This is a genomic window from Allobosea sp. UNC402CLCol (assembly GCF_000745475.1).
Taxonomy (GTDB): domain Bacteria; phylum Pseudomonadota; class Alphaproteobacteria; order Rhizobiales; family Beijerinckiaceae; genus Allobosea; species Allobosea spartocytisi.
In genome coordinates this window covers 407,144-424,752 of the sequence record NZ_JQJJ01000013.1, presented here as the reverse complement: position 1 = coordinate 424,752, position 17,609 = coordinate 407,144, and the positions used below count along the sequence as shown (strand labels likewise).

The 17,609-nt window shown below is 67.1% G+C and carries 19 protein-coding genes and 1 tRNA gene; 8 read left to right on the top strand and 12 right to left on the bottom strand.

Going from position 1 to position 17,609, the window contains the following annotated elements:
• Positions 1 to 64 precede the first annotated feature (64 nt).
• Positions 65 to 139: transfer RNA gene (locus GY40_RS18260), tRNA-Gly, on the top strand.
• 72 nt (positions 140 to 211) lie between these two features.
• On the opposite strand, the gene GY40_RS18255 is transcribed toward GY40_RS18260, so the two are convergent.
• The 4 genes from GY40_RS18255 to GY40_RS18240 form a co-directional block, all read right to left on the bottom strand.
• Positions 212 to 1,144 carry a glutaminase gene (locus GY40_RS18255; protein WP_038365043.1) on the bottom strand — a complete coding sequence of 311 codons (933 nt, stop codon included), beginning with the start codon at positions 1,142 to 1,144 and terminating at the stop codon, positions 212 to 214.
• Positions 1,145 to 1,320: 176 nt separating this feature from the next.
• Positions 1,321 to 2,511 (bottom strand): GGDEF domain-containing protein, encoded by a 1,191-nt coding sequence (locus tag GY40_RS18250; protein WP_038365042.1) that lies wholly within the window; start codon positions 2,509 to 2,511, stop codon positions 1,321 to 1,323.
• 136 nt (positions 2,512 to 2,647) lie between these two features.
• Positions 2,648 to 3,442: a class I SAM-dependent methyltransferase gene (locus tag GY40_RS18245; protein WP_113252820.1), complete on the bottom strand. Its 795-nt coding sequence runs from the start codon at positions 3,440 to 3,442 to the stop codon at positions 2,648 to 2,650.
• Between the two features lie 121 nt (positions 3,443 to 3,563).
• Positions 3,564 to 4,319 (bottom strand): Crp/Fnr family transcriptional regulator, encoded by a 756-nt coding sequence (locus GY40_RS18240; RefSeq protein WP_038365327.1) that lies wholly within the window; start codon positions 4,317 to 4,319, stop codon positions 3,564 to 3,566.
• A 203-nt stretch (positions 4,320 to 4,522) separates the two neighbouring features.
• Here GY40_RS18240 and GY40_RS18235 point away from each other — a divergent pair, with 203 nt between their 5' ends.
• The gene (locus GY40_RS18235; RefSeq protein ID WP_038365041.1) at positions 4,523 to 4,801 is read left to right on the top strand and encodes a hypothetical protein; all 279 of its coding nucleotides are present in this window, start codon (positions 4,523 to 4,525) and stop codon (positions 4,799 to 4,801) included.
• A gap of 205 nt (positions 4,802 to 5,006) precedes the next feature.
• The gene (locus GY40_RS18230) at positions 5,007 to 5,897 is read left to right on the top strand and encodes a transglutaminase family protein (RefSeq protein WP_038365039.1); all 891 of its coding nucleotides are present in this window, start codon (positions 5,007 to 5,009) and stop codon (positions 5,895 to 5,897) included.
• Between the two features lie 33 nt (positions 5,898 to 5,930).
• Here the strand turns inward: GY40_RS18230 and GY40_RS18225 are convergent, their stop codons facing one another.
• The 3 genes from GY40_RS18225 to GY40_RS18215 are packed head-to-tail and all read right to left on the bottom strand — an operon-like array spanning position 5,931 to position 8,385.
• Positions 5,931 to 7,586 (bottom strand): histidine kinase dimerization/phosphoacceptor domain -containing protein, encoded by a 1,656-nt coding sequence (locus tag GY40_RS18225; RefSeq protein ID WP_038365037.1) that lies wholly within the window; start codon positions 7,584 to 7,586, stop codon positions 5,931 to 5,933.
• Entirely contained in the window at positions 7,587 to 8,177 is a 591-nt protein-coding gene (locus GY40_RS18220) for a sigma-70 family RNA polymerase sigma factor (RefSeq protein WP_038365035.1), read from the bottom strand. It lies immediately after the preceding gene.
• Positions 8,164 to 8,385, bottom strand: a complete 222-nt coding sequence (locus GY40_RS18215; protein WP_038365032.1) for a NepR family anti-sigma factor — start codon at positions 8,383 to 8,385, stop codon at positions 8,164 to 8,166. The genes GY40_RS18220 and GY40_RS18215 overlap by 14 nt, the downstream gene beginning before the upstream one ends.
• A 213-nt stretch (positions 8,386 to 8,598) precedes the next feature.
• On the opposite strand from GY40_RS18215, the gene GY40_RS18210 reads away from it, so the two are divergent.
• From GY40_RS18210 to GY40_RS28010, 3 genes are all read left to right on the top strand, one after another.
• Positions 8,599 to 9,393 (top strand): response regulator, encoded by a 795-nt coding sequence (locus tag GY40_RS18210; RefSeq protein ID WP_038365029.1) that lies wholly within the window; start codon positions 8,599 to 8,601, stop codon positions 9,391 to 9,393.
• A 133-nt stretch (positions 9,394 to 9,526) separates the two neighbouring features.
• On the top strand, positions 9,527 to 9,691 hold the full coding sequence (locus GY40_RS28015) for a hypothetical protein (protein WP_162719994.1): 165 nt from the start codon (positions 9,527 to 9,529) through the stop codon (positions 9,689 to 9,691).
• A gap of 170 nt (positions 9,692 to 9,861) precedes the next feature.
• Complete coding sequence (locus GY40_RS28010) at positions 9,862 to 10,521, top strand: extensin-like domain-containing protein (RefSeq protein WP_051988249.1); 660 nt, start codon at positions 9,862 to 9,864, stop codon at positions 10,519 to 10,521.
• A gap of 19 nt (positions 10,522 to 10,540) precedes the next feature.
• Here GY40_RS28010 and GY40_RS18195 read toward each other — a convergent pair whose 3' ends face one another.
• Positions 10,541 to 10,780 carry a hypothetical protein gene (locus GY40_RS18195; protein ID WP_156115995.1) on the bottom strand — a complete coding sequence of 80 codons (240 nt, stop codon included), beginning with the start codon at positions 10,778 to 10,780 and terminating at the stop codon, positions 10,541 to 10,543.
• A gap of 229 nt (positions 10,781 to 11,009) precedes the next feature.
• Here GY40_RS18195 and GY40_RS18190 point away from each other — a divergent pair, with 229 nt between their 5' ends.
• Entirely contained in the window at positions 11,010 to 11,516 is a 507-nt protein-coding gene (locus GY40_RS18190; RefSeq protein ID WP_051988248.1) for a DUF992 domain-containing protein, read from the top strand.
• Positions 11,517 to 11,673: 157 nt separating this feature from the next.
• Positions 11,674 to 12,051, top strand: coding sequence for a response regulator (locus GY40_RS18185; RefSeq protein WP_051988247.1), 378 nt, complete (start codon positions 11,674 to 11,676; stop codon positions 12,049 to 12,051).
• Positions 12,052 to 12,069: 18 nt separating this feature from the next.
• On the opposite strand, the gene GY40_RS26660 is transcribed toward GY40_RS18185, so the two are convergent.
• The 4 genes from GY40_RS26660 to polA form a co-directional block, all read right to left on the bottom strand.
• The gene (locus tag GY40_RS26660) at positions 12,070 to 13,446 is read right to left on the bottom strand and encodes a sensor histidine kinase (protein WP_081925498.1); all 1,377 of its coding nucleotides are present in this window, start codon (positions 13,444 to 13,446) and stop codon (positions 12,070 to 12,072) included.
• A 79-nt stretch (positions 13,447 to 13,525) separates the two neighbouring features.
• On the bottom strand, positions 13,526 to 13,957 hold the full coding sequence (locus tag GY40_RS18175; protein ID WP_038365022.1) for a hypothetical protein: 432 nt from the start codon (positions 13,955 to 13,957) through the stop codon (positions 13,526 to 13,528).
• A gap of 3 nt (positions 13,958 to 13,960) precedes the next feature.
• A complete protein-coding gene (locus GY40_RS18170; RefSeq protein WP_038365020.1) occupies positions 13,961 to 14,320 on the bottom strand; it encodes a DUF883 C-terminal domain-containing protein in 360 nt (119 codons plus the stop codon).
• Between the two features lie 150 nt (positions 14,321 to 14,470).
• Entirely contained in the window at positions 14,471 to 17,512 is a 3,042-nt protein-coding gene (gene polA / locus GY40_RS18165) for a DNA polymerase I (RefSeq protein ID WP_038365317.1), read from the bottom strand.
• Positions 17,513 to 17,609: the final 97 nt, after the last annotated feature.

The window sequence follows — 17,609 nt, the reverse complement described above, 5'->3', positions numbered from 1 at the left end:
CCTGCTCGCGGAGCCGCTATGAAACTGCGCCTGCCACGGCGCTGCTTTGCAGTCCGCGCGGCATGCGGGCGTAGTTCAGTGGTAGAACGTCAGCTTCCCAAGCTGAATGTCGTCGGTTCGATCCCGATCGCCCGCTCCAATGTCCCTCGAAGCTTCAGCATGTTGTGGCGGCCTGCCGCGAGACCTGCGCTTGCCGGCGTGGCCTTCGCCCTCAGCCCGGGTTGAAGACCGACCAGCCGGTCGCCTCGGCGAGCCGCTCCAGCGCGAGCGTTCCCAGCATGGAATTGCCGTTGGCGTTGAGGCCCGGCGACCAGGCCGCGATCGCGGCCTTGCCTGGAGCGATGGCGAGGATGCCGCCGCCGACGCCGGATTTTCCGGGCAATCCGACGCGAAAGGCGAAATCGCCCGAGGCATCGTAATGGCCGCAGGTCAGCATCAGCGCGTTGATGCGCCGTGCCCGTTGGGCCGAGACGACCCGCGGCCCGCCCGGCAGATGCAGCCCGCCATGCATCAGGAAGCGCCCGGCCATGGCGAGCTGGCGGCAGCTCATGGCGATGGCGCATTGGTGGAAATAGACGCCGAGCGTCAGCTCCGGCGCATGGTGGATGTTGCCGAACGCCTTCATGTAGTTGGCGAGTGCGATGTTGCGGAAGCCGGTCGCCTGTTCGGCCCGCGCCACCGCCTCGTCGATGATGATGCCGTCGTCATCGGCAAGATAGCGCGTGAAGCGCAGCAATTCGCCGATCGCCTCGCGCGGTGCGTGCCCGGCGAGATTGATGTCGGAGACCACCAGCGCGCCGGCATTGATGAAGGGGTTGCGCGGGATGCCCTGCTCGCGCTCGAGCTGCACGATCGAGTTGAACGGCGTGCCCGAGGGTTCGCGCCCGACACGGCGCCAGAGCGTGTCGCCGACCTTGCCCAGCGCCTGTGTCAGCGCGAACACCTTGGAGATGCTCTGGATCGAGAAGGGCTCCTCGCTTTCGCCGGCGCTGTGGACGGCACCCTCGGCGGTCACGACGCAGAGTCCGAACTGGCGGGGATCGACGCGGGCGAGCGGCGGGATATAGCTCGCGACCTCGCCGCGGTCGCTCGCGTCGCGCATCTCCGTCGCGATGTCCTGCACGAGGCGCGCGAGATCGGCCAAGCTTCCCCTCCTGCCCTTCTGTCGCAATGAGGCAAGCCCGATGCACGCGCTCAGGTCAAGCGAGGCGGGGGCGATGCCGCCTCTTCGCCCTTGGAGCCGGATGATGCCATCTGAAATCTGAATCCGTCTCTCGCCGAGGAGTCGCAGCAGGATTCCTGCGAAAAACCGGTTCTCCCTTAGTGCAGGAGAGGGCGGTTGCCGGCGCCCTGCCCGTCGATGACGGCGCGCTGGCTGGCGATGACGCAAAGCGATTTTCCGCGCGACTTCGCCTGGTAGAGCGCTGCGTCGGCCGCCACCATCAGGGCGTTCATGTCGGTTCCGTGCTCAGGGGCCAGCGCAATGCCGACCGAGGCGCCGATATGCAGCCGGTGGCCGCTGTCGAGCTCGTAGGGCTCGGAGATCTCCGCGACGAGGCGCTCGCCGATGCGCTGCAGCTGCACCCGTTCGGTCTGCTCGGACAGGACGACGAATTCGTCGCCGCCGATCCGCGCGGCAAGGTCGGAGCTGCGCACGAGGCCGCGCAATCGCTCGGCGACGAGCTGCAGCAGCGCGTCGCCGGCCGGGTGGCCGTGGGTATCGTTCACGGATTTGAAGCCGTCGAGATCGAGATAGATCAACGCCAGGCCGTGCGGGGCGGAGGCGCTGCCGAAGCGGGTCTCGAAGGCACGTGTCAGCCCGGCCCGGTTCGACAGGCCGGTCAGCATGTCGTGACGGGCGTGGAAGGCGTTCTCGCGCTCGGCCCGCATCGTCGAGATCAGCATCCCGTTCAGCTTGTAGGCCGCGACCGTCATGCTGAAGAGATAGAGCGGGATCTGCATGAAGGTGATGAGCATGATCGGCTCGCCGGCGAACAGCGTCGCGAAGCAGCATGGTCCCAGCGTCAGCCCGATCATCACGCCCGCCATGCGCGGCGCTCCGAAATTCCGGAAGCAGATGCCGCCGACCATGGCGGCCGCCGACAGGCAGGCGAGTGTGGCGACGACCCAGTCGCCGCTCGTCAGGCTCAGAAAGGTGCCGGCCCCGATGCCGGCCGCCCAGGCCACGCCGAGCAGGAGATAGGTGTCCGTCCAGGTCGGCTCGCCGCGTTCCGCCCTGCGGCGGGCGTTGATGAGCACGAAGAGCCGGGCGAGGCAGCACAGCACCTCGAAGACGCACCAGAGCTGGAACGGCAGGGTCGGGATGCGCCAGGCGATCAGGAAGGAAACAGCGAGCGAGTTGATGACGCCGCCGACGAAGATCGGCAGCGTGCCGAACAGGCTGGCGATCAGTGCGGTCCTGATCTCGGCAGGAACGTCCGGGCCGGCATCGGCGAGCCAGCGCGTCACGCGCCAGCGCGGCAGAGTGTAACGCAGGGCTGCACCGCTCATGGGGCCGGTCGAAGTCCTCGCTGCGAACAGGTCCGATGCAACGCCCGTTCCAACAGGCTGTCTAACGTCGAGCGGTTACGATTCGGTTCGGCTGGCCCGCATTATTTGCATGGCCCGCAACCGGATCCGACGGGGCTCAGCTCGCTTCGCGGTAGACCCAGACCCGCGCCGGCGGAATGTTGCGCAGGACCCAATCGGAGACGAAGGCCTTCAGGCCGGAGCCCTTGCGCGGGATCGGCGAGATCACCGAATAGGTGAACTGGATGAAGGGCGCGCCTTCGACCATCAACGGGAACGCCTCCTTCGCCAGCGCCGTCCGGCTCGGGGGCGGGCGGTTGAACAGGGGCAGGCTCGAGACCAGGGCGGCGGCCTTCTCGGTCAGGTGCCCCGCCAGCGTTGTCGAGAGGGCGTAGGCATCGCCCTGGACGACGGTGGCCCGCGGGAAGCGCTTGCGCAGCAATTCGCAGAATTCGGGGCTGTATTCCACGAGGATGAGACGCTCCTCGTCGACGCCGCGCTCGATCAGGGCTTCGGTCACGGGACCGGTACCAGGGCCGATCTCGATGACGGGGCCGGGCTGCTCCGGATCGACATAGGACGCCATGCGCCGCGCCAGGGCCGGGCTCGAGGGGGTTACCGAGCCGGTCCGCAGCGGATCGTCGATCCAGGATTTGATGAAGCGCGCCTCGTCGCCCAGCTTCTCCGCGGCCACGCTGACGCGGCTCTTGAGCTTCTCCGCCTTGTTGCGGACCTCGCCTTCGACCTTGTAGCGGACGGCCGCGACCTTGAGCCTGGCCTCGGCCACGCAATCGACCAGATCGGCCGCGGTGACGCGCACCTCGCCTTCGAGCCGGCTGGCGACGCGCGACTGGCCGAGCCGGGCCGCGATCGAGCCCGCGCGCGGCGGACGATGTCTGATCGTCGAAGACATGATACCCCTTGCGCGCCCCGAACTTCGCCTTCAAGCGCTGCGGAACGTTACCCACCCGGCATATGGGGTCAAGTCTGGCCTCTCGCCAAGCCCCATCTCGGCCGTTGGCCACGAAATGGCGTCAGATCAGCGGCCGCGGCGCTTTGCTCTGCTCGTAGACAGCGGCCATGCGGGCGGTGAGGCGCGGATTCAGCAGGGTCAGCCGTCCGCCGGAAATGGTGAACAGCCCCGCCTTGCGCAGTTTCGACCATGTCTTGCTGGTATGGACCAGGGAGAGGCCAAGCGCATCGGCAAGCTGTTGCTGCGACAGGGGAAAGTCGAAGCTGCTGTCGCTGACCAGCCCGAGCGCATCGGCGCGGCGATAGAGCGTGATGACGAGGGCCGCGATACGCTCGCTGGCATTGCGCTGGCCCACCGAGGTCAGGTTGTCGTCGATCATGGACTCCTCGCGGGAGCCGAGCCAGGCGAGCTCATAGGCGAGATTGGGCATCCGCACGAACAGGTCCCAGATCCGTTTGCGCGGGAAAACGCAGAGTTCGACATCGGTGAGCGCTTCGATGCCGTGCTGGGCCGCGGCGAGCAGGGAGGCCTGCAGGCCGACGATGTCGCCGGGCAGGAGAAAGTTGAGGATCTGGCGGCGCCCGTCCGGCAGGGATTTGTAGCGGAAGGCCCAGCCCGAGAAGAGCGTGTAGAGCTCGGCGCTTTCCTGGTCCGGGCTAATGATGTCGCTCCCCGCCTTCAGGCTGCGGTGATCGGTCTTCATCGCCTGGATGAAACGGATCTCGTCATCGGTCTTGTCCTCGAAGGCGGGCTTCATGCGCAAAGGACAGGCAAGGCAGGGCGTGCCGATGCGGCCCGGCCTCGAATTGAGGTTCATCATTGAATCTGTTCCCCCCTCGCGGCGGAAGATTGCGCCGGCGGCCGAATAACGCCGGGAAGCCGTTCGGCGTTCCACGAGGGCCGGTTTCGACCAGCTTTTGCCTTCGTCGTCCCGTCCCGGGGAACCGGAAACCGTCCGGCCGCGTTTCTATCTCGTAACAGCCGGCCCATCCGGGCTGGCGCAGGCGTTGGGAGACGAAGATGCTGAACGACAGCCTGGCCCCCGCCAAGCGCGCCTTGTTCTTTTTCGGCTGCATGGCGGCCGTGGTGACCGGCCTGAGCTTCGGCGCCGGCTTGCAGATGCCGACCGACCAGAGCTCGACCACCGTTGCCGCCTTGCGTGGTCATGCGCAGCCGGGTGAAGCCCGCTTCGCCGCCGTCGATCGGGCGGACCGCAGCGAGAGCGCCGCCCGCCGCAGCATCCCGGCGCCGTCGAAGCAGGCGATGGCGGATGGCGTCCGCGCCCTGATCCTGCGCTAGAGCATTTCCGCGCTTCTCCGATCTCCTTGTTTTATCGCATTTTCTTCACGCAAACCGGTGTCCACTTCGCTCGAAAATGCTCCAGGAGCAGCGGAACCAATCACGCTTTTCCGCGTTGAGCCCGCAGCGCATCCTCGCGCCGCACTTCAAAGCCGCCCTGGGGCGGCTTGTTTTTTGCGGGTGAAGGGCGCCGACAGGGGAACCGATGCATCTGCGTGTCCGCCATGCAACGACCTACCGCTATGCCGAGCCGGTCAGCTTCGGCCCGCATCGGCTGATGCTCAGGCCGCGCGACAGCTTTGATCTGCGGCTGGTCGATACCGCCCTGGCGATCTCGCCTCCTGCGATGCTGCGCTGGATGCACGATGCCTATGGCAACCCGGTCGCCGTCGCGACATTCGCGGAACCCCACGACACGCTCGAGATCGTCAGCGAATTGATGCTCGAGCGCTTCGGTTCGGCGCTGCCGCGCAGCAGGCTCGCACCGGGCGCGGCCTTGACCGGTGTCGTCTACAGCGACGGCGAACGCATGGTCCTGCAGCCCTATCTCCACCTCGCCGCGGCCGATCCCGACGGCGTGATCGAGCGCTGGCTCGCCGATTTCCGTGCCGGGTTCGGCCCGGGTTCGGGCCATCTCCTGCGTGATCTCGCCCATGCGATCCATGCCGGGCTGAGCTACGCCGTCCGCTACGACGAGGGTACCCAGCATCCGGCCGACACGCTGCTGCTCGGCAGCGGCTCCTGCCGCGACTACGCCTGGCTGTTCATCGAGCTGGCGCGCCGCATGGGTTTCGCGGCGCGCTTCGTCACCGGTTATATCCAGGATCAGACGCCGGACGCGGCCGGGCTCATCTCGCCTGTCGGCTTGACGCATGCCTGGGCGGATGTCTTCATCCCCGGCGATGGCTGGGTCGAGTTCGATCCGACCAATGATCTCGTCGCCGATCGGCAGCTTCTGCGCATCGCGGTGGCGCGTGTCCCCGAGGACGCATCGCCGATCGCCGGCAGCTTCACGGGGCCGCCGGGCGCCTTCCTGGGGTTGAGCGTCGGCGTCCTGATCGAGCCGGTTGAGGCTCCGCTGGAAAAGCCCTGCTGACCGACGCGCTGGAGACCCGCCCGCGCAGCGATCTCAGCCCTTATGGCTGACTCGCCAACGCCCGAGATTGCGCCCCTCCGGCGGTCCGGACTGAACCGCCTCGATCTGCGCGAGCAGGCCGGCGAACAGGCGCGGTGGCTCCTGATGCACGATCTCGCGGTCGGCCTCGATCGCGACCTCGATCGTCGTGTCGTCGAGATCGTGGACCGTCAGCGTGATCCGCACCCCGGGCGTGCTGCGCAGCACGCGTGAGGCGACGTCGGCGACGAGAAAGCCGAGAGGGATGATGCGATCGACCGACAAGGTCGCGGCTGTCTCGATCCGGCCCGAGATCCACTGATCGCGCCGGCGGATCAGGTTCGAGATCATCGTGACGACGTCCTCGAGGAACAGGTCGACCCGGACCGGTTGCATCTCGCCATCCGCGAGGGTGAAGCGATAGGCTGCGGACAGGACGTGGACGCGGCATTCCGCGTCGGCCAAGGCGAGCCTGGCCTCGTCGCGATAGTCGCGCTTGGTCAGCCCGATATAGCTCTGCACCACCTGGAGGCTGTTCTTCACCCGATGGTGCAGTTCGCGCACCAGGAAGCGGTTGTCGTCGAGGGCGGTCTGCAGGCGCCGCTGCCGCACCTCCTGCTCGTCCACCATCATGTTGAAGGCTTCGGCGACGCTGCGGATGTCGCTCGGCATGTCGTCGGCGACGGCCGCACGCGCCGCCCGTCGCGCGGTCGCACGGGAGCGGGCCGCCGCCTCGATGCTGCGCAGCCAGCGCACGCAGTGCCGGTCGATGGCGCGCAGATAGACGATGCACAGCAAGGTCAATGTCAGCAACGGCGCGAGCAGGAGCACCGCGAACTGGATGCGCGCGCCCTGCTCGCGCGAATCGTCGAAGGAGGCGACGACGTAGAAATCGGGTTCGGCGACCATGCGCGCGACATAGACGCGTTCGTCGCCCTGGCGGCTCGGCGCGCGCCAGCGCTCAAGCGCCTGCGGGAGACGGGCGTCGCGCGGCAGCCAGCCCAGAGCCTCGCCGTCGCCGCGGCTGGCGACCACGCCGCTGCCTTGCGAGACGAGCGCGACATCCATGTCCGTGCCGCCCTCGCCGAGGTCGAAGACGTTCTCCAGCACCTCGGGCTCGATCAGCAGCAGAGCCTCGCGCAGACCCGCTCCGGATGCCGTCGGATTTTCGGTATGCACGGTGAGATAGCGCCGGTTGCCGATCGTGGCCTGGTCGTAATGCGACTTGCCGAGATCGATGCCGCTCCAGGGCGCCACGGCGGGAAGGTCGCGCAGGCGCGTCGCCGTTCGATCCAGCGTTTGCGCATCGATGCCGGCATCGAGCGCTGCGGTGCAAAGCTGCCCGTCGGCGCCGCGCACCAGCACGGCGGAGAAGCCGCGGACCTGGGCGAGCATCTTGAGGCCGGCCTCCCTGCAAAGCTCGGGCGAAAGCCCGGCTTCGGCCGTGGCCGTGCCGAAGGACAGGAGCGAGCGCAGGGCGCCGCGATACCAGATCCGCGTGCGAATGGCGAACTCGTCGGCCGCCCGGACCTGCGCGGTCTCGATGGCGCCGGTGATGGTGCGATAGGCCGTGGCGGCAGCCAGGGCGGTAACGCAGCCGATCGGAAGCGCGATCGCGATCAGCAGCGCCAGCAAGCGCCCCCGGACAGTGCTGAATCGCGTCAGGCGCATTCAGGAGCCGACTGGTTCGGAGCCCGCCCTTTGCATGGCGGCCGCGCTGGTCCGATCCGGTCCGAGATCGTCGACGCTGCCAATGGAGAGGAGTTCGGCGAGCTTGGTGCGGGCACGATTGACGCGGCTCTTGATGGTTCCGATCGCGACGCCGCAGATCTCCGCCGCCTCCTCATAGGAGAGCCCGGTCGCGCCGACCATGATCAGCACCTCGCGCTGCTCCTCGGGCAACTTGGCCAGCGCCTTGCGGAAGTCGGCGAGATCGAGATGGCTTTCCTGGTTGCCATGCGTCGCCAGACGCTCGGCATAGGTGCCTTCGCTGTCCTGCACCTCGCGGCCGCGCTTGCGGTAGAGCGAATAATAGGTGTTGCGCAGGATGGTGAAGAGCCAGGCGCGCAGGCTCGTTCCCGGCTCGAACTTCTCGGAATTGCCCCAGGCCTTGAGCAGCGTGTCCTGAACCAGATCGTCGGCGAGCTGCATCGAGCCGGAGAGAGAGGCGGCGAAGGCGCGGAGATTCGGAATCTCCTTGATCAGGCCGTCCTTGAACTCATTGGCCTTGAAGTCGCTCGCCTTGCAGTCATTGGCACTCATGGGACGACGCTCCGCCTGCGCGCTGCTCCGTCGCCTCCAGCTGCGCCAGCAGCACGAGAAACTTGTCGGGTATCGGCGCGTTCACGATGTCGTCGTAATGCGCCTTCAGCGAGCGGCCGATGGATTCCTGGACCCTGGGATCGAGAACCATGTCGAGATCGTCGTTGTCGCCTCCGGGATCAGGCATTGCAGCATCCAGATTCGTCATATCAGCCCTCGCGCCGAGACCAGGCCTGCTTTTCCAGCAGGTCCCGCATGTAACTTCCGATCATGGCGGAACCAGCCTCGGGCGGCGACGGCGACACCAATGCGCCCTAATAACAGCCTCCCTCTTGAAAGGTTCCCACTTTCCAAAAAAATAAATTGCTTGTCTCCTGCGGTACCTAAGTCATTATCCGCGCACAATAAAAAGGACGGTTTGATGACGATAGCCAAGGAAATTGCGCCTTATCTTCCTTACCTGCGCCGCTTCGCTCGCGCGTTGAGCGGCACGCAGACCAGCGGCGACGCGCATGTCGTCGCCATGCTGGAAGCGCTCATCGCCGACCCCTCCAGCTTTCCCCGTGACCTGGACCCGCGCATCGGGCTCTACCGGACCTTCCTCAAGCTCTGGTCCTCGGTCGGAATCGACACGCGCGAGACGGTTGTCGAGCTCGGTAATTCGCCGGCCGAGCGCAATCTCGAGGCACTGACGCCGCGTCCGCGCCAGGCCTTCCTGCTGCGGACCGTGGAGGGCTTCTCGATCGAGGAGGTTGCGGCGATCATGGAGATCTCGTCCCCGGACGCCGCCGCGCTGGTTCAGATCGCGGGCCAGGAAATCGCCGAGCAGGTCGCGACCGATGTCCTGATCATCGAGGACGAGCCGATCATCGCGCTCGACATCGAGACGATGGTCGAGGAGCTCGGCCACAGCGTCACCGGCATTGCGCGCACCCAGCGCGAGGCGATCGCTCTGGTCGCCAAGAAGCGCCCCGGGCTCGTGCTCGCCGATATTCAGCTGGCCGATGGCAGCTCCGGTCTCGACGCCGTTAACGAGATCTTGACCTCGATTGACGTGCCGGTGATCTTCATCACCGCCTATCCGGAGCGGCTTTTGACGGGCGACAGGCCGGAGCCGGCCTTCCTCATCACCAAGCCGTTCCAGCCCGAGGCGGTGAAGGCTGCGATCAGCCAGGCGCTGTTCTTCGATCGCCGGGCCGGCCGGAAGGCGGCGTGAAGGATCTGTGAAGGATAATCGGGCTCGCCTTCGCTGCGGGCCTTGCTTTTGGCGCACGCTGCGGAACAAGCCTCGTCACGCTGCGTTCGCGACTTGATGTCGGGTTGGTTTGCAGTTGGGGAGGGTGTGGGCCATGGCAACGACCTTCGTGGTTGCAGCAGGGGGCGCGGCGACGGTCGCGGCTGCGTTGTTTTCCGGAACGGTGCAGCCCGGAGCGATCAGCAACGAGATTCTCTCGCTGGCGCTCGCGGCATTGACCAGCATTGCGGTGGCCAGCGCTTCGGCCCTCGACGGCTGATCCGGCCCGCTCGCAGCCTCGCTGTGGCATTGGCTCTCTGTTGCGGCTTGCCGCTTCTTTCCGACGCCCCTGCCGCCGCGCAGGCGTCGCGGAAGGACGGCGGGGCGTTTTCGCGCGCGCTTCCGCCGGTCCGGCCGGCCGAGCTTGGCCCTTCGACTGAACAGCTCGGGATGCGGCCTGCCGCGGCGCCGGTGGGCGCAGCCCCGCCTGCCAGCGAGCAGGCGAAAACGTTACCCGCAGGCGGGGAAGCGTCCTGCCTGGCGGCTCTCAAGGCAATCCCGGGCAACAGCGTCGAGGCCGCCGATCCGAAGCTCGCGCAAGGCGATCCCGCCTGCCGCGTCGACGAGCCCGTCATCGTGAAGGCACTTGCCCTCCGCGCAACCGGGACGGCGGGCGCGGGCACCGTCACCTTCGCGCCGCCGGTGACGCTGAGCTGCGTCATGGCGAAGACCGTCGCGGGCTGGCTCGACGATAGCGTCCGGCCGCTGGCACGGGGACATTTCGACAGCGATCTCACCGAATTGCGCGTCGGCGGCGGGCATGAATGCCGGCGACGCAACCGCGCCTCGGCCGGGCCCGTCAGCGAGCATGCCACGGGCAAGGCGCTCGACATCTTCGCGTTCCACCTCGGCGAGGGGAAAGCCGCGACGCAGGTTTCGGTGGAGAAGCCGGCCGGCCTGGCTCAGAACCGGTTCCTGACGGCCGTGCGCCAATCGGCCTGCGGCGCGTTCATGACGGCGCTGGGGCCCGGCGCGGATGCCGCCCACGCCGACCATCTGCACATCGACATTCAGGAGCGCCGCACGCATGCCTCGCGCTTCTGCCAATAGGTTCGCGGTCGTCTTGCGCTCAGAAGATCAGCTTGAAGCGGCGGGCGGCGAGCTCACTGGCCGGGTCGGCCTCAGGCTCCGAGCCGTCGACCAGCCTCAGCGCGGCGCGGCGGGCGGCCATCACCTGAAGGGCCGCCTCGCATGCGAGCCCGTCGGCGAGCAGATCCTCGAGCTCCCAGAACGGCGGCACGAGCAGATCCGCTCCGGCGGTCGGCTCCGGGGGTGTCGGGGTTTTCCCACGCAGGCGACTCACGGACATCGACATTCCCATGCCAGGATGAAGCCGCAACGCAACAGGCTCTCGGTGGTTCCATTATGCCGGAACTGTGGGCATCTTGAGGCGTTTCGTTGGGTCACCCGAAGCCGGACCCGATCGTGTCGAAATCGACCCGAACGGTGCATCCGTCTTCGCATATTGATAGGGAATGCATGATCACCCAGATTGCAGTGCGATCCGGGCGGTGAGTCCTCTGGCGGGAGCTTTCAAGATGAGCATTCGGCACTACACGTCATGCTTCGGCGCCGCGGCCGCGCTCGCCTGCCTGTTCGGCCCGGTCCCGGCGCGGGCGCAGTCGGGGCCTCCGACCGGGCGGCTGTCCTGTACGGTCGGGGCGAGCTTCGGGGCGGCCGTGAAGACGCAAAAGCCGCTCGAATGCCGTTTCAGGCCGAGGCGAGGGCCGATGCAGTACTATACCGGCATCGTCCGCCAGTTCGGCCTCGATCTCGGCTCGATCCGCCCCACGACGATGTCCTGGCATGTCTACGGCCCTTATGCGCGCGCTCCGCTCGGCGCGCTGAACGGCCGCTACACGGCGCAGACGGCCGCCGCCGCGCCCGCAAGCGGTGCCGCCTCATCGCCCTTGATCGGCGGCGAGGATGACAAGGTCAGCTTGCAGCCGCGTGCGATTCAGACGACGCGCGGCTTCAATGCCGCCGGTGGCGTCACGCAATTCGAGTTGACGCTCGCGAGCTCCGGTACCGGGCGCCGGCGCTGATCGCGTGGGAGGGGGGCGCTTACCCTTTGCTAACCGTGATCCGACAGAATTGAGTCAAAACGGATGTAATCCTGGCCGCGGCGCGTTGGAGGCAGGAACATCGTGACCCCTGTTACGTTGGGGGTAACAGGTTGAAGTGAGTGAGAAAGCCGTTTCAATGGCTGCTGTTCGCGTTCTGATTGTCGAAGACGACCCGTTCATCGCCATGGACATCGAAATGGCGGTGGCGGAGCAGCTCGGCGAGGCGGCCGAGCTCATCGTCGTCGAATCCGTCGCTCAGGCCTGGCGGGCTGCAGCCGGGCAGCTCTCCTGCGCCCTGCTCGACATCGACGTCGTCGACGGCAAGACCTTCGAAGTCGCGGACACGCTGCGCAAGACCGGCATTCCCTTCGCCTTCGTGTCCGGCTCGGCGCCGCAGGAGGTGCCCAAGCCGCTGCGGCAGGCTCGCTTCCTGCGCAAGCCCTTCTCGACGCGCGAGGTCGTGGCTTTCGTCATGGCGGCGATCGGGGGCATCGTTCCCGAAAGCATCGCCTGATCCGCCTGCCCCCAGAGGTCAGGCGCCGTCGCGCTTCGGGAAAATCACGGTGACACGAGTTCCCGGGCGGTCGGCGCCGGGGTGAAGCGGCAGCGTCGTCATCGTCGCCCGCATGCTGCGCAGCAGGCTCGCGATCACGGTCTGGCCGAGCCCCTTGCTGTGGTTCTCCGCCGGCATGCCGATGCCGTCATCCTCGATCGACAGTGACAGGGCGGGCTCGCCGTCCTGCTCGGCGCGTTCGAGGCGGATCGCGATCCGCCCGGCCATGTTGTCCGGAAAGGCGTGCTTGATCGCGTTGGTGACGAGCTCATTGACGATGACGACATAGGACACCGCATCGCGGCCAGGCAGCCGAATCGAATCCATGTCGAGCTCGATCGTGATCGGCCGTCCCTCGGCCGATTTGCCGATCTCGGCGAGCAGGTCCTCCATGTAAGGACGCGCCTCGATGGCATCGGTCTCGATGTCCAAGCGCAGCCGCCTTTGCCCGGCGGCGATCGCCTGGATGCGGGACTGCGCCTGCCCCAGCGCCGCCTTGACCGCAGGCTCGCGCGTCTGCCGGCTTTGCACGTTCAGCAATGCGGAGACCATGGCGAGGTTGTTGCCGACGCGGTGATTGACGTCACGCAGCAGCGCCTCGATGCGCAGGCGCTCGCCTTCGAGCTCACGGGTCCGATCGTTGACCATCTGCTCGAGCTCGGCATTGCTGACCGCCAGCTCCGTGCTGCGACGCTGGCGCCTGCGCAGGAGTTGCCAGGCGGCGAAGGCCAGCCCGGCAAGGGCGACGACGATGCCGGTGCTTCCCCAAAGGCGTCGCCGTTCCTCGCTGCGGTAGAGCGAGCGCAGGCGGATGTTCTCCGTCTGCTGGATTTCCTGGACCGCGTCGCGCAGCTTGTCCATCGTGGCGATGCCGGGCCCGTCGCGCATCATGGCGACGGCCTCCTCGCGGCGCCCGTTGCGCGTGAGTTCGATCGTCCTGTTCAGCTCGGTGAGCTTGAGCCGCATGGTCTCGCGCAGGCTGGCCACGCGCTGCTTCTGGGCAGGGTCGGCATCGACCAGCGCCTCGAGCACGTCGAGCTCCGGACCGGCCGTCGCACTGCCTTCGGTGAAGGGTTCGAGATAGGCGGCCTGACCGGTCAGCAGATAGCCGCGCTGGCCGGTTTCGGCATCGCGGAGCCGGCCGAGGAAGCGTTCCGCCCGTTCCCGGATCTCGATCGCGTGCGAAACCTGGTCCGCGGCGTGGCGCGCCTGCAGATTGATCCAGGCCGCCAGAACGATCGCGATGGCGACGACGCCGATCGCGCCGATCGTGATCGTTGCTGAGCGCAGCCGCGCGCCGAGCAGGGGAAAGGCGGGGAGCGGCAAGCGGTTCCGGGGCCTCACGAGATCAGACATGCCTGTCCTGTTACAGGACGCATACCCGTATCCCTATGTAAAAAGACAGCCTCCGTCCACCCGCGCGGGGTGAGGCGCTTCAGGCCTCATCCGTGTCCTCGCCGTCACCGCCCGAAAAAAGCTGCCGGCCGAGGACGGTGCCCAGCACCGCGATTCCAGCCAGGGCCGCGATGCGCCATCCGGTCCGCGAGGTCAGCATCTTGGCGGCCAGCGGAGCGGCGGCGAAGGCCGCGGTGGCGGCGATCGGGCGCTGCGGGCGCGGGCGGTTCCTGACGAAGAGCGCGATGCCGAAGGCGATCAGCGCCGAGATCGCGAGGCCGCCCGCGATCCACAGGCTTGCCGCGACCGCGCCATAGCGCTCCGTCAGAACGATGTGCAGCGCATTGAGCGCGTAGCCTCCGGCGCAGAGCAGCAACAGGGCCGCGAAGGCGAACAGGCCGAAGACCGTGGCGTTGCGTTTCACCGTTCCGGAGACTTCCGAAGCGATGAAGGAACCGAGCCCCCCGAACATCGGCTATCGCGCCGAAAGGTAGCCGACGAAGAGGCCGACGGCGGCCGCCAGCCCGAGCGCCCGCAGGGGCCGCTCGCGAATCTCGTCCTCGACCAGCTTCTGCAATTCTGTCGCCTGTTCCTTGGCGACGTCGACCATCCGGTCGGTATCGACGCCGACGGAGCGCAGCCGGTCGCTGACGGTTGCGGCGATATCCTCGGCGCTGCGGGTCAGGGTCTCCTCGAGCGCGCTCGCCTGACGCTTGGCACGGGCACCGGCGCGGCGCGCTTTCTGCGCGACATCCTCGGTGCCGGCTTCGATCCCGGCCTTGGCGTCCTTGACGGCCGCGGCCGCCGAACGTTTCGGAGATGTCGTTCTTGCCATGACGCTGGTTTCCTGTCGCTCGATGCCGTGAAGACCAATGGTGTCCGGACTGGACGTTGGCCGCAAGAGACCCGCCTGATGCGGGTCTCTCTCAGGGCGCCAACGCGGGCGGACCTGCTTCTGTTCCGCAGCCGGCGACGGGGCGAGGCTTCAGTGCGCCTCGTCCCAGTTGCCGGCGGCGCGGGCCTCGACGGCGAGCGGCACCCTGAGCTGTACGGCCGGATGCGGAGCCTCGATCATCACCCTCTCGATCACCGGCAGCGTCTTCTCGACCTCCTCGTCGGGAACCTCGAAGACGAGCTCGTCATGGACCTGCAACAGCATGCGGGCATTGAGCCGCTGGGCGGCGAGCGCCGCGTCCATGCGGGTCATGGCCCGGCGGATGATGTCGGCGGCCGAGCCCTGGATCGGGGCGTTGATCGCCTGGCGCTCGACGAAGGCGCGCTCGGACGGGTTCTTCGAGGCCACCGCCGGGAAATGGCAGACGCGGCCGAAGATCGTGGTGACCTGGCCATGGGCACGCACATGGGTCTTGGTCTGGTCCATATAGTCGCGGATGCCGGGGAAGCGCTCGAAATACTTGCGGATATATGCGCTGGCCTCCTCGCGGCCGATGCCGAGCTGGTTGGCCAGCCCGAAGGCCGAGATGCCGTAGATGATGCCGAAATTGATCGCCTTGGCGCGGCGGCGCACCTCGCTCGGCATGCCCTGGACGGGAACGCCGAACATCTCGGAGGCCGTCATCGCATGGATGTCGATGCCATCCGCGAAAGCCTGCCGGAGCTGCGGAATTTCGGCGATATGGGCGAGCAGGCGTAGTTCGATCTGGCTGTAATCGGCCGAGACCAGCTTGAAGCCCTTTTCCGGAATGAAGGCCGTCCTGATCTTGCGCCCGGCCTCGGTGCGGATCGGGATGTTCTGCAGATTGGGCTCGGAGGAGGAGAGCCGACCCGTCGTCGTCGCCGCCAGCGCATAGGAGGTGTGGACCCGGTTGGTCTGAGGGTTCACATAGGCGGGTAGCGAGTCCGTATAGGTCGATTTCAGCTTGGCAAGCTGGCGCCACTCCAGAATCTTGGAGGGCAGCGGATGGCCCTGCTCCGCGAGGTCTTCGAGCACGCCGGCGCCCGTCGCCCATTGGCCGGTCGCGGTCTTCTTGGCTCCTGCCAGCCCCATCTTGCCGAACAGGATGTCGCCGAGCTGCTTCGGGCTGCCGATGGTGAACTTCTCGCCGGCGAGCTCGTAGATCTCGTCCTCCAGCCGCGCCAGCCCCTGCGCGAAATCGCCGGAGAGGCGGGAGAGGATCTGCCGGTCGATGGCGATGCCGCGCGTCTCCATCGCGGCGAGCACGGCGACCATCGGCCGTTCCAGAACCTCATAGACGGCGGTCTTCTTCTCGGCGGCAAGCCGTGGCTTCAGCGCGAGCCAGAGCCTGAGCGTGACGTCGGCATCCTCGGCGGCGTAGTCGGTCGCCTTGTCGAGCGGCACCTTGTCGAAGGTGATCTGCGACTTGCCGCTGCCGGCGACCTGCGCATACGGAATCGTCTCATGGCCGAGATGGAGCTCGGAGAGCCGGTCCATGCCGTGGCTGTTGCTGCCGGCATCGAGCGCATAGGAGATCAGCATCGTGTCCTCGATCGCGGACACGGTGAGGCCGTGGCGTTCCAGAACCAGCAGGTCGTATTTGAGGTTCTGGCCGATCTTGAGCACGCTTTTGTCGGCCAGCAGGGGCTTCAGCGCCGCCACGGCCTGCGCCAGCGGAATCTGCTCGGGCAGCAGACCTTCATCGAAGAGCCCGCCATCGCCGGCACGATGCTGCAGCGGGATATAGCAGGCGCGGCCGGGCGCGACCGCGAGCGAGATGCCGACGAGATCGGCCTGCATCGCATCGAGCGAGTTCGTCTCGGTGTCGAGAGCGACATGGCCGGCCTCATAAGCCCAGCCGATCCAGCGTTCGAGATCGGCGAGTGTGCGCACGCATTCATATGTGGAGCGGTCGATCTTGCCCGCGATCGCCTCGTTCTTGCGAGATGCAGCGAGATCGGCGGGCTTCATCCAGCCGGCTTCGCCGCCGGTCGCTTCGGGCAGAGTGGCCGAGGCTGACGGGGCGGCCAGCGTCACGTCGGAAACCGCGTCCTCGATGACATCGGCGCCGGCATAGAGCGCCTTGAGCTCGGCCGCGCGCGAACCGCCGGGAGCGAGCGCCGGATCGGCATCGACGGCGCCGACATCCGCCTCATAGGCCTCGGCGACGCGCTTGGTGATGGTGGTGAATTCCATCGCCTTGAGGAAGGCGATGAGCTTGGCCGGGTCCGGCTGATCGAGCGTCAGGGTCTCCAGCGGCGTCTCGACCTTCACGTCGTCCACGAGCGTGACGAGCTTGTGCGAGATCCGGACCTTCTCGACGACCTCGGGATTGGTCAGCGTCTCCCGGCGCTTCGGCTGCTTGATCTCGCCGGCGCGCGCCAGCAGGGTTTCGAGATCGCCATATTCGCCGATGAGTTGGGCCGCCGTCTTGATGCCGATGCCGGGCGCGCCCGGCACGTTGTCGGTGGCATCGCCCGCGAGCGCCTGCACATCGGTGACCTTGTCGGGCGTGACGCCGAAATACTCGACGACCTCCGGCTCGCTGATGCGACGCTCGGCGCGGAAGCCCGCGCCCTTCTTCTGGTCGCCCGAGGCGGGGTCGTACATGGCGACACCCGGCCGCACGAGCTGCATCAGGTCCTTGTCGGCGGAGACGATCAGCACATCGGCGCCGGCCTCGCGCGCCTGCTTCGCATAGGTCGCGATCAGGTCGTCGGCCTCGTAGACATCCTGCTCGACCGGGATCAGTCCGAAGGCGCGCACCGCCTCGCGCATCAGCGGGAACTGGGGAATGAGATCGGCCGGCGGCTCCGAGCGGTTGCCCTTGTAGGCCGGGTAGATCGCCTTGCGGAACGAGTTCTCCGACTTGTCGAAGACGATGGCGAGATGGGTCGGCCTGACGCCGAGCACGCCCTCGCGCACGAACTGAAAGAGCTTGGTGGCGAAGAGCCGGACCGCTCCGGACGGCAAGCCGTCAGAACGGGCATTGTATTTCCGGTCCTGGTTGATCGACTGGAAATAGGCCCGGAAAATGAAGTTCGAGCCGTCGACCAGGAAGAGGTGGTCGCCGGGCTTCAGGGCGGGGGCGGTCGTGGCTTTATCGCTCATGGCGCGGACCATAAGCGGGCGCGCGCGGGCGGTCCATGGCGATGGCGCGACGGGATGCACGAAGCTGTCAGGAATGGCGCCTGCGCTTCCCGAAGAA

What these genes read in the sequence shown, in the direction of transcription:
- GY40_RS18250 (WP_038365042.1), bottom strand. Translation starts at nt 2,511, where the DNA reads ATGAGCGGTGCAGCCCTGCGTTACACTCTGCCGCGCTGGCGCGTGACG.
- GY40_RS18245 (WP_113252820.1), bottom strand. Translation starts at nt 3,442, where the DNA reads ATGTCTTCGACGATCAGACATCGTCCGCCGCGCGCGGGCTCGATCGCG.
- GY40_RS18240 (WP_038365327.1), bottom strand. Translation starts at nt 4,319, where the DNA reads ATGAACCTCAATTCGAGGCCGGGCCGCATCGGCACGCCCTGCCTTGCC.
- GY40_RS18235 (WP_038365041.1), top strand. Translation starts at nt 4,523, where the DNA reads ATGCTGAACGACAGCCTGGCCCCCGCCAAGCGCGCCTTGTTCTTTTTC.
- GY40_RS18230 (WP_038365039.1), top strand. Translation starts at nt 5,007, where the DNA reads ATGCATCTGCGTGTCCGCCATGCAACGACCTACCGCTATGCCGAGCCG.
- GY40_RS18225 (WP_038365037.1), bottom strand. Translation starts at nt 7,586, where the DNA reads ATGCGCCTGACGCGATTCAGCACTGTCCGGGGGCGCTTGCTGGCGCTG.
- GY40_RS18220 (WP_038365035.1), bottom strand. Translation starts at nt 8,177, where the DNA reads ATGAGTGCCAATGACTGCAAGGCGAGCGACTTCAAGGCCAATGAGTTC.
- GY40_RS18215 (WP_038365032.1), bottom strand. Translation starts at nt 8,385, where the DNA reads ATGACGAATCTGGATGCTGCAATGCCTGATCCCGGAGGCGACAACGAC.
- GY40_RS18210 (WP_038365029.1), top strand. Translation starts at nt 8,599, where the DNA reads ATGACGATAGCCAAGGAAATTGCGCCTTATCTTCCTTACCTGCGCCGC.
- GY40_RS28015 (WP_162719994.1), top strand. Translation starts at nt 9,527, where the DNA reads ATGGCAACGACCTTCGTGGTTGCAGCAGGGGGCGCGGCGACGGTCGCG.
- GY40_RS28010 (WP_051988249.1), top strand. Translation starts at nt 9,862, where the DNA reads ATGCGGCCTGCCGCGGCGCCGGTGGGCGCAGCCCCGCCTGCCAGCGAG.
- GY40_RS18195 (WP_156115995.1), bottom strand. Translation starts at nt 10,780, where the DNA reads ATGTCCGTGAGTCGCCTGCGTGGGAAAACCCCGACACCCCCGGAGCCG.
- GY40_RS18190 (WP_051988248.1), top strand. Translation starts at nt 11,010, where the DNA reads ATGAGCATTCGGCACTACACGTCATGCTTCGGCGCCGCGGCCGCGCTC.
- GY40_RS18185 (WP_051988247.1), top strand. Translation starts at nt 11,674, where the DNA reads ATGGCTGCTGTTCGCGTTCTGATTGTCGAAGACGACCCGTTCATCGCC.
- GY40_RS26660 (WP_081925498.1), bottom strand. Translation starts at nt 13,446, where the DNA reads ATGTCTGATCTCGTGAGGCCCCGGAACCGCTTGCCGCTCCCCGCCTTT.
- GY40_RS18175 (WP_038365022.1), bottom strand. Translation starts at nt 13,957, where the DNA reads ATGTTCGGGGGGCTCGGTTCCTTCATCGCTTCGGAAGTCTCCGGAACG.
- GY40_RS18170 (WP_038365020.1), bottom strand. Translation starts at nt 14,320, where the DNA reads ATGGCAAGAACGACATCTCCGAAACGTTCGGCGGCCGCGGCCGTCAAG.
- polA (WP_038365317.1), bottom strand. Translation starts at nt 17,512, where the DNA reads ATGAGCGATAAAGCCACGACCGCCCCCGCCCTGAAGCCCGGCGACCAC.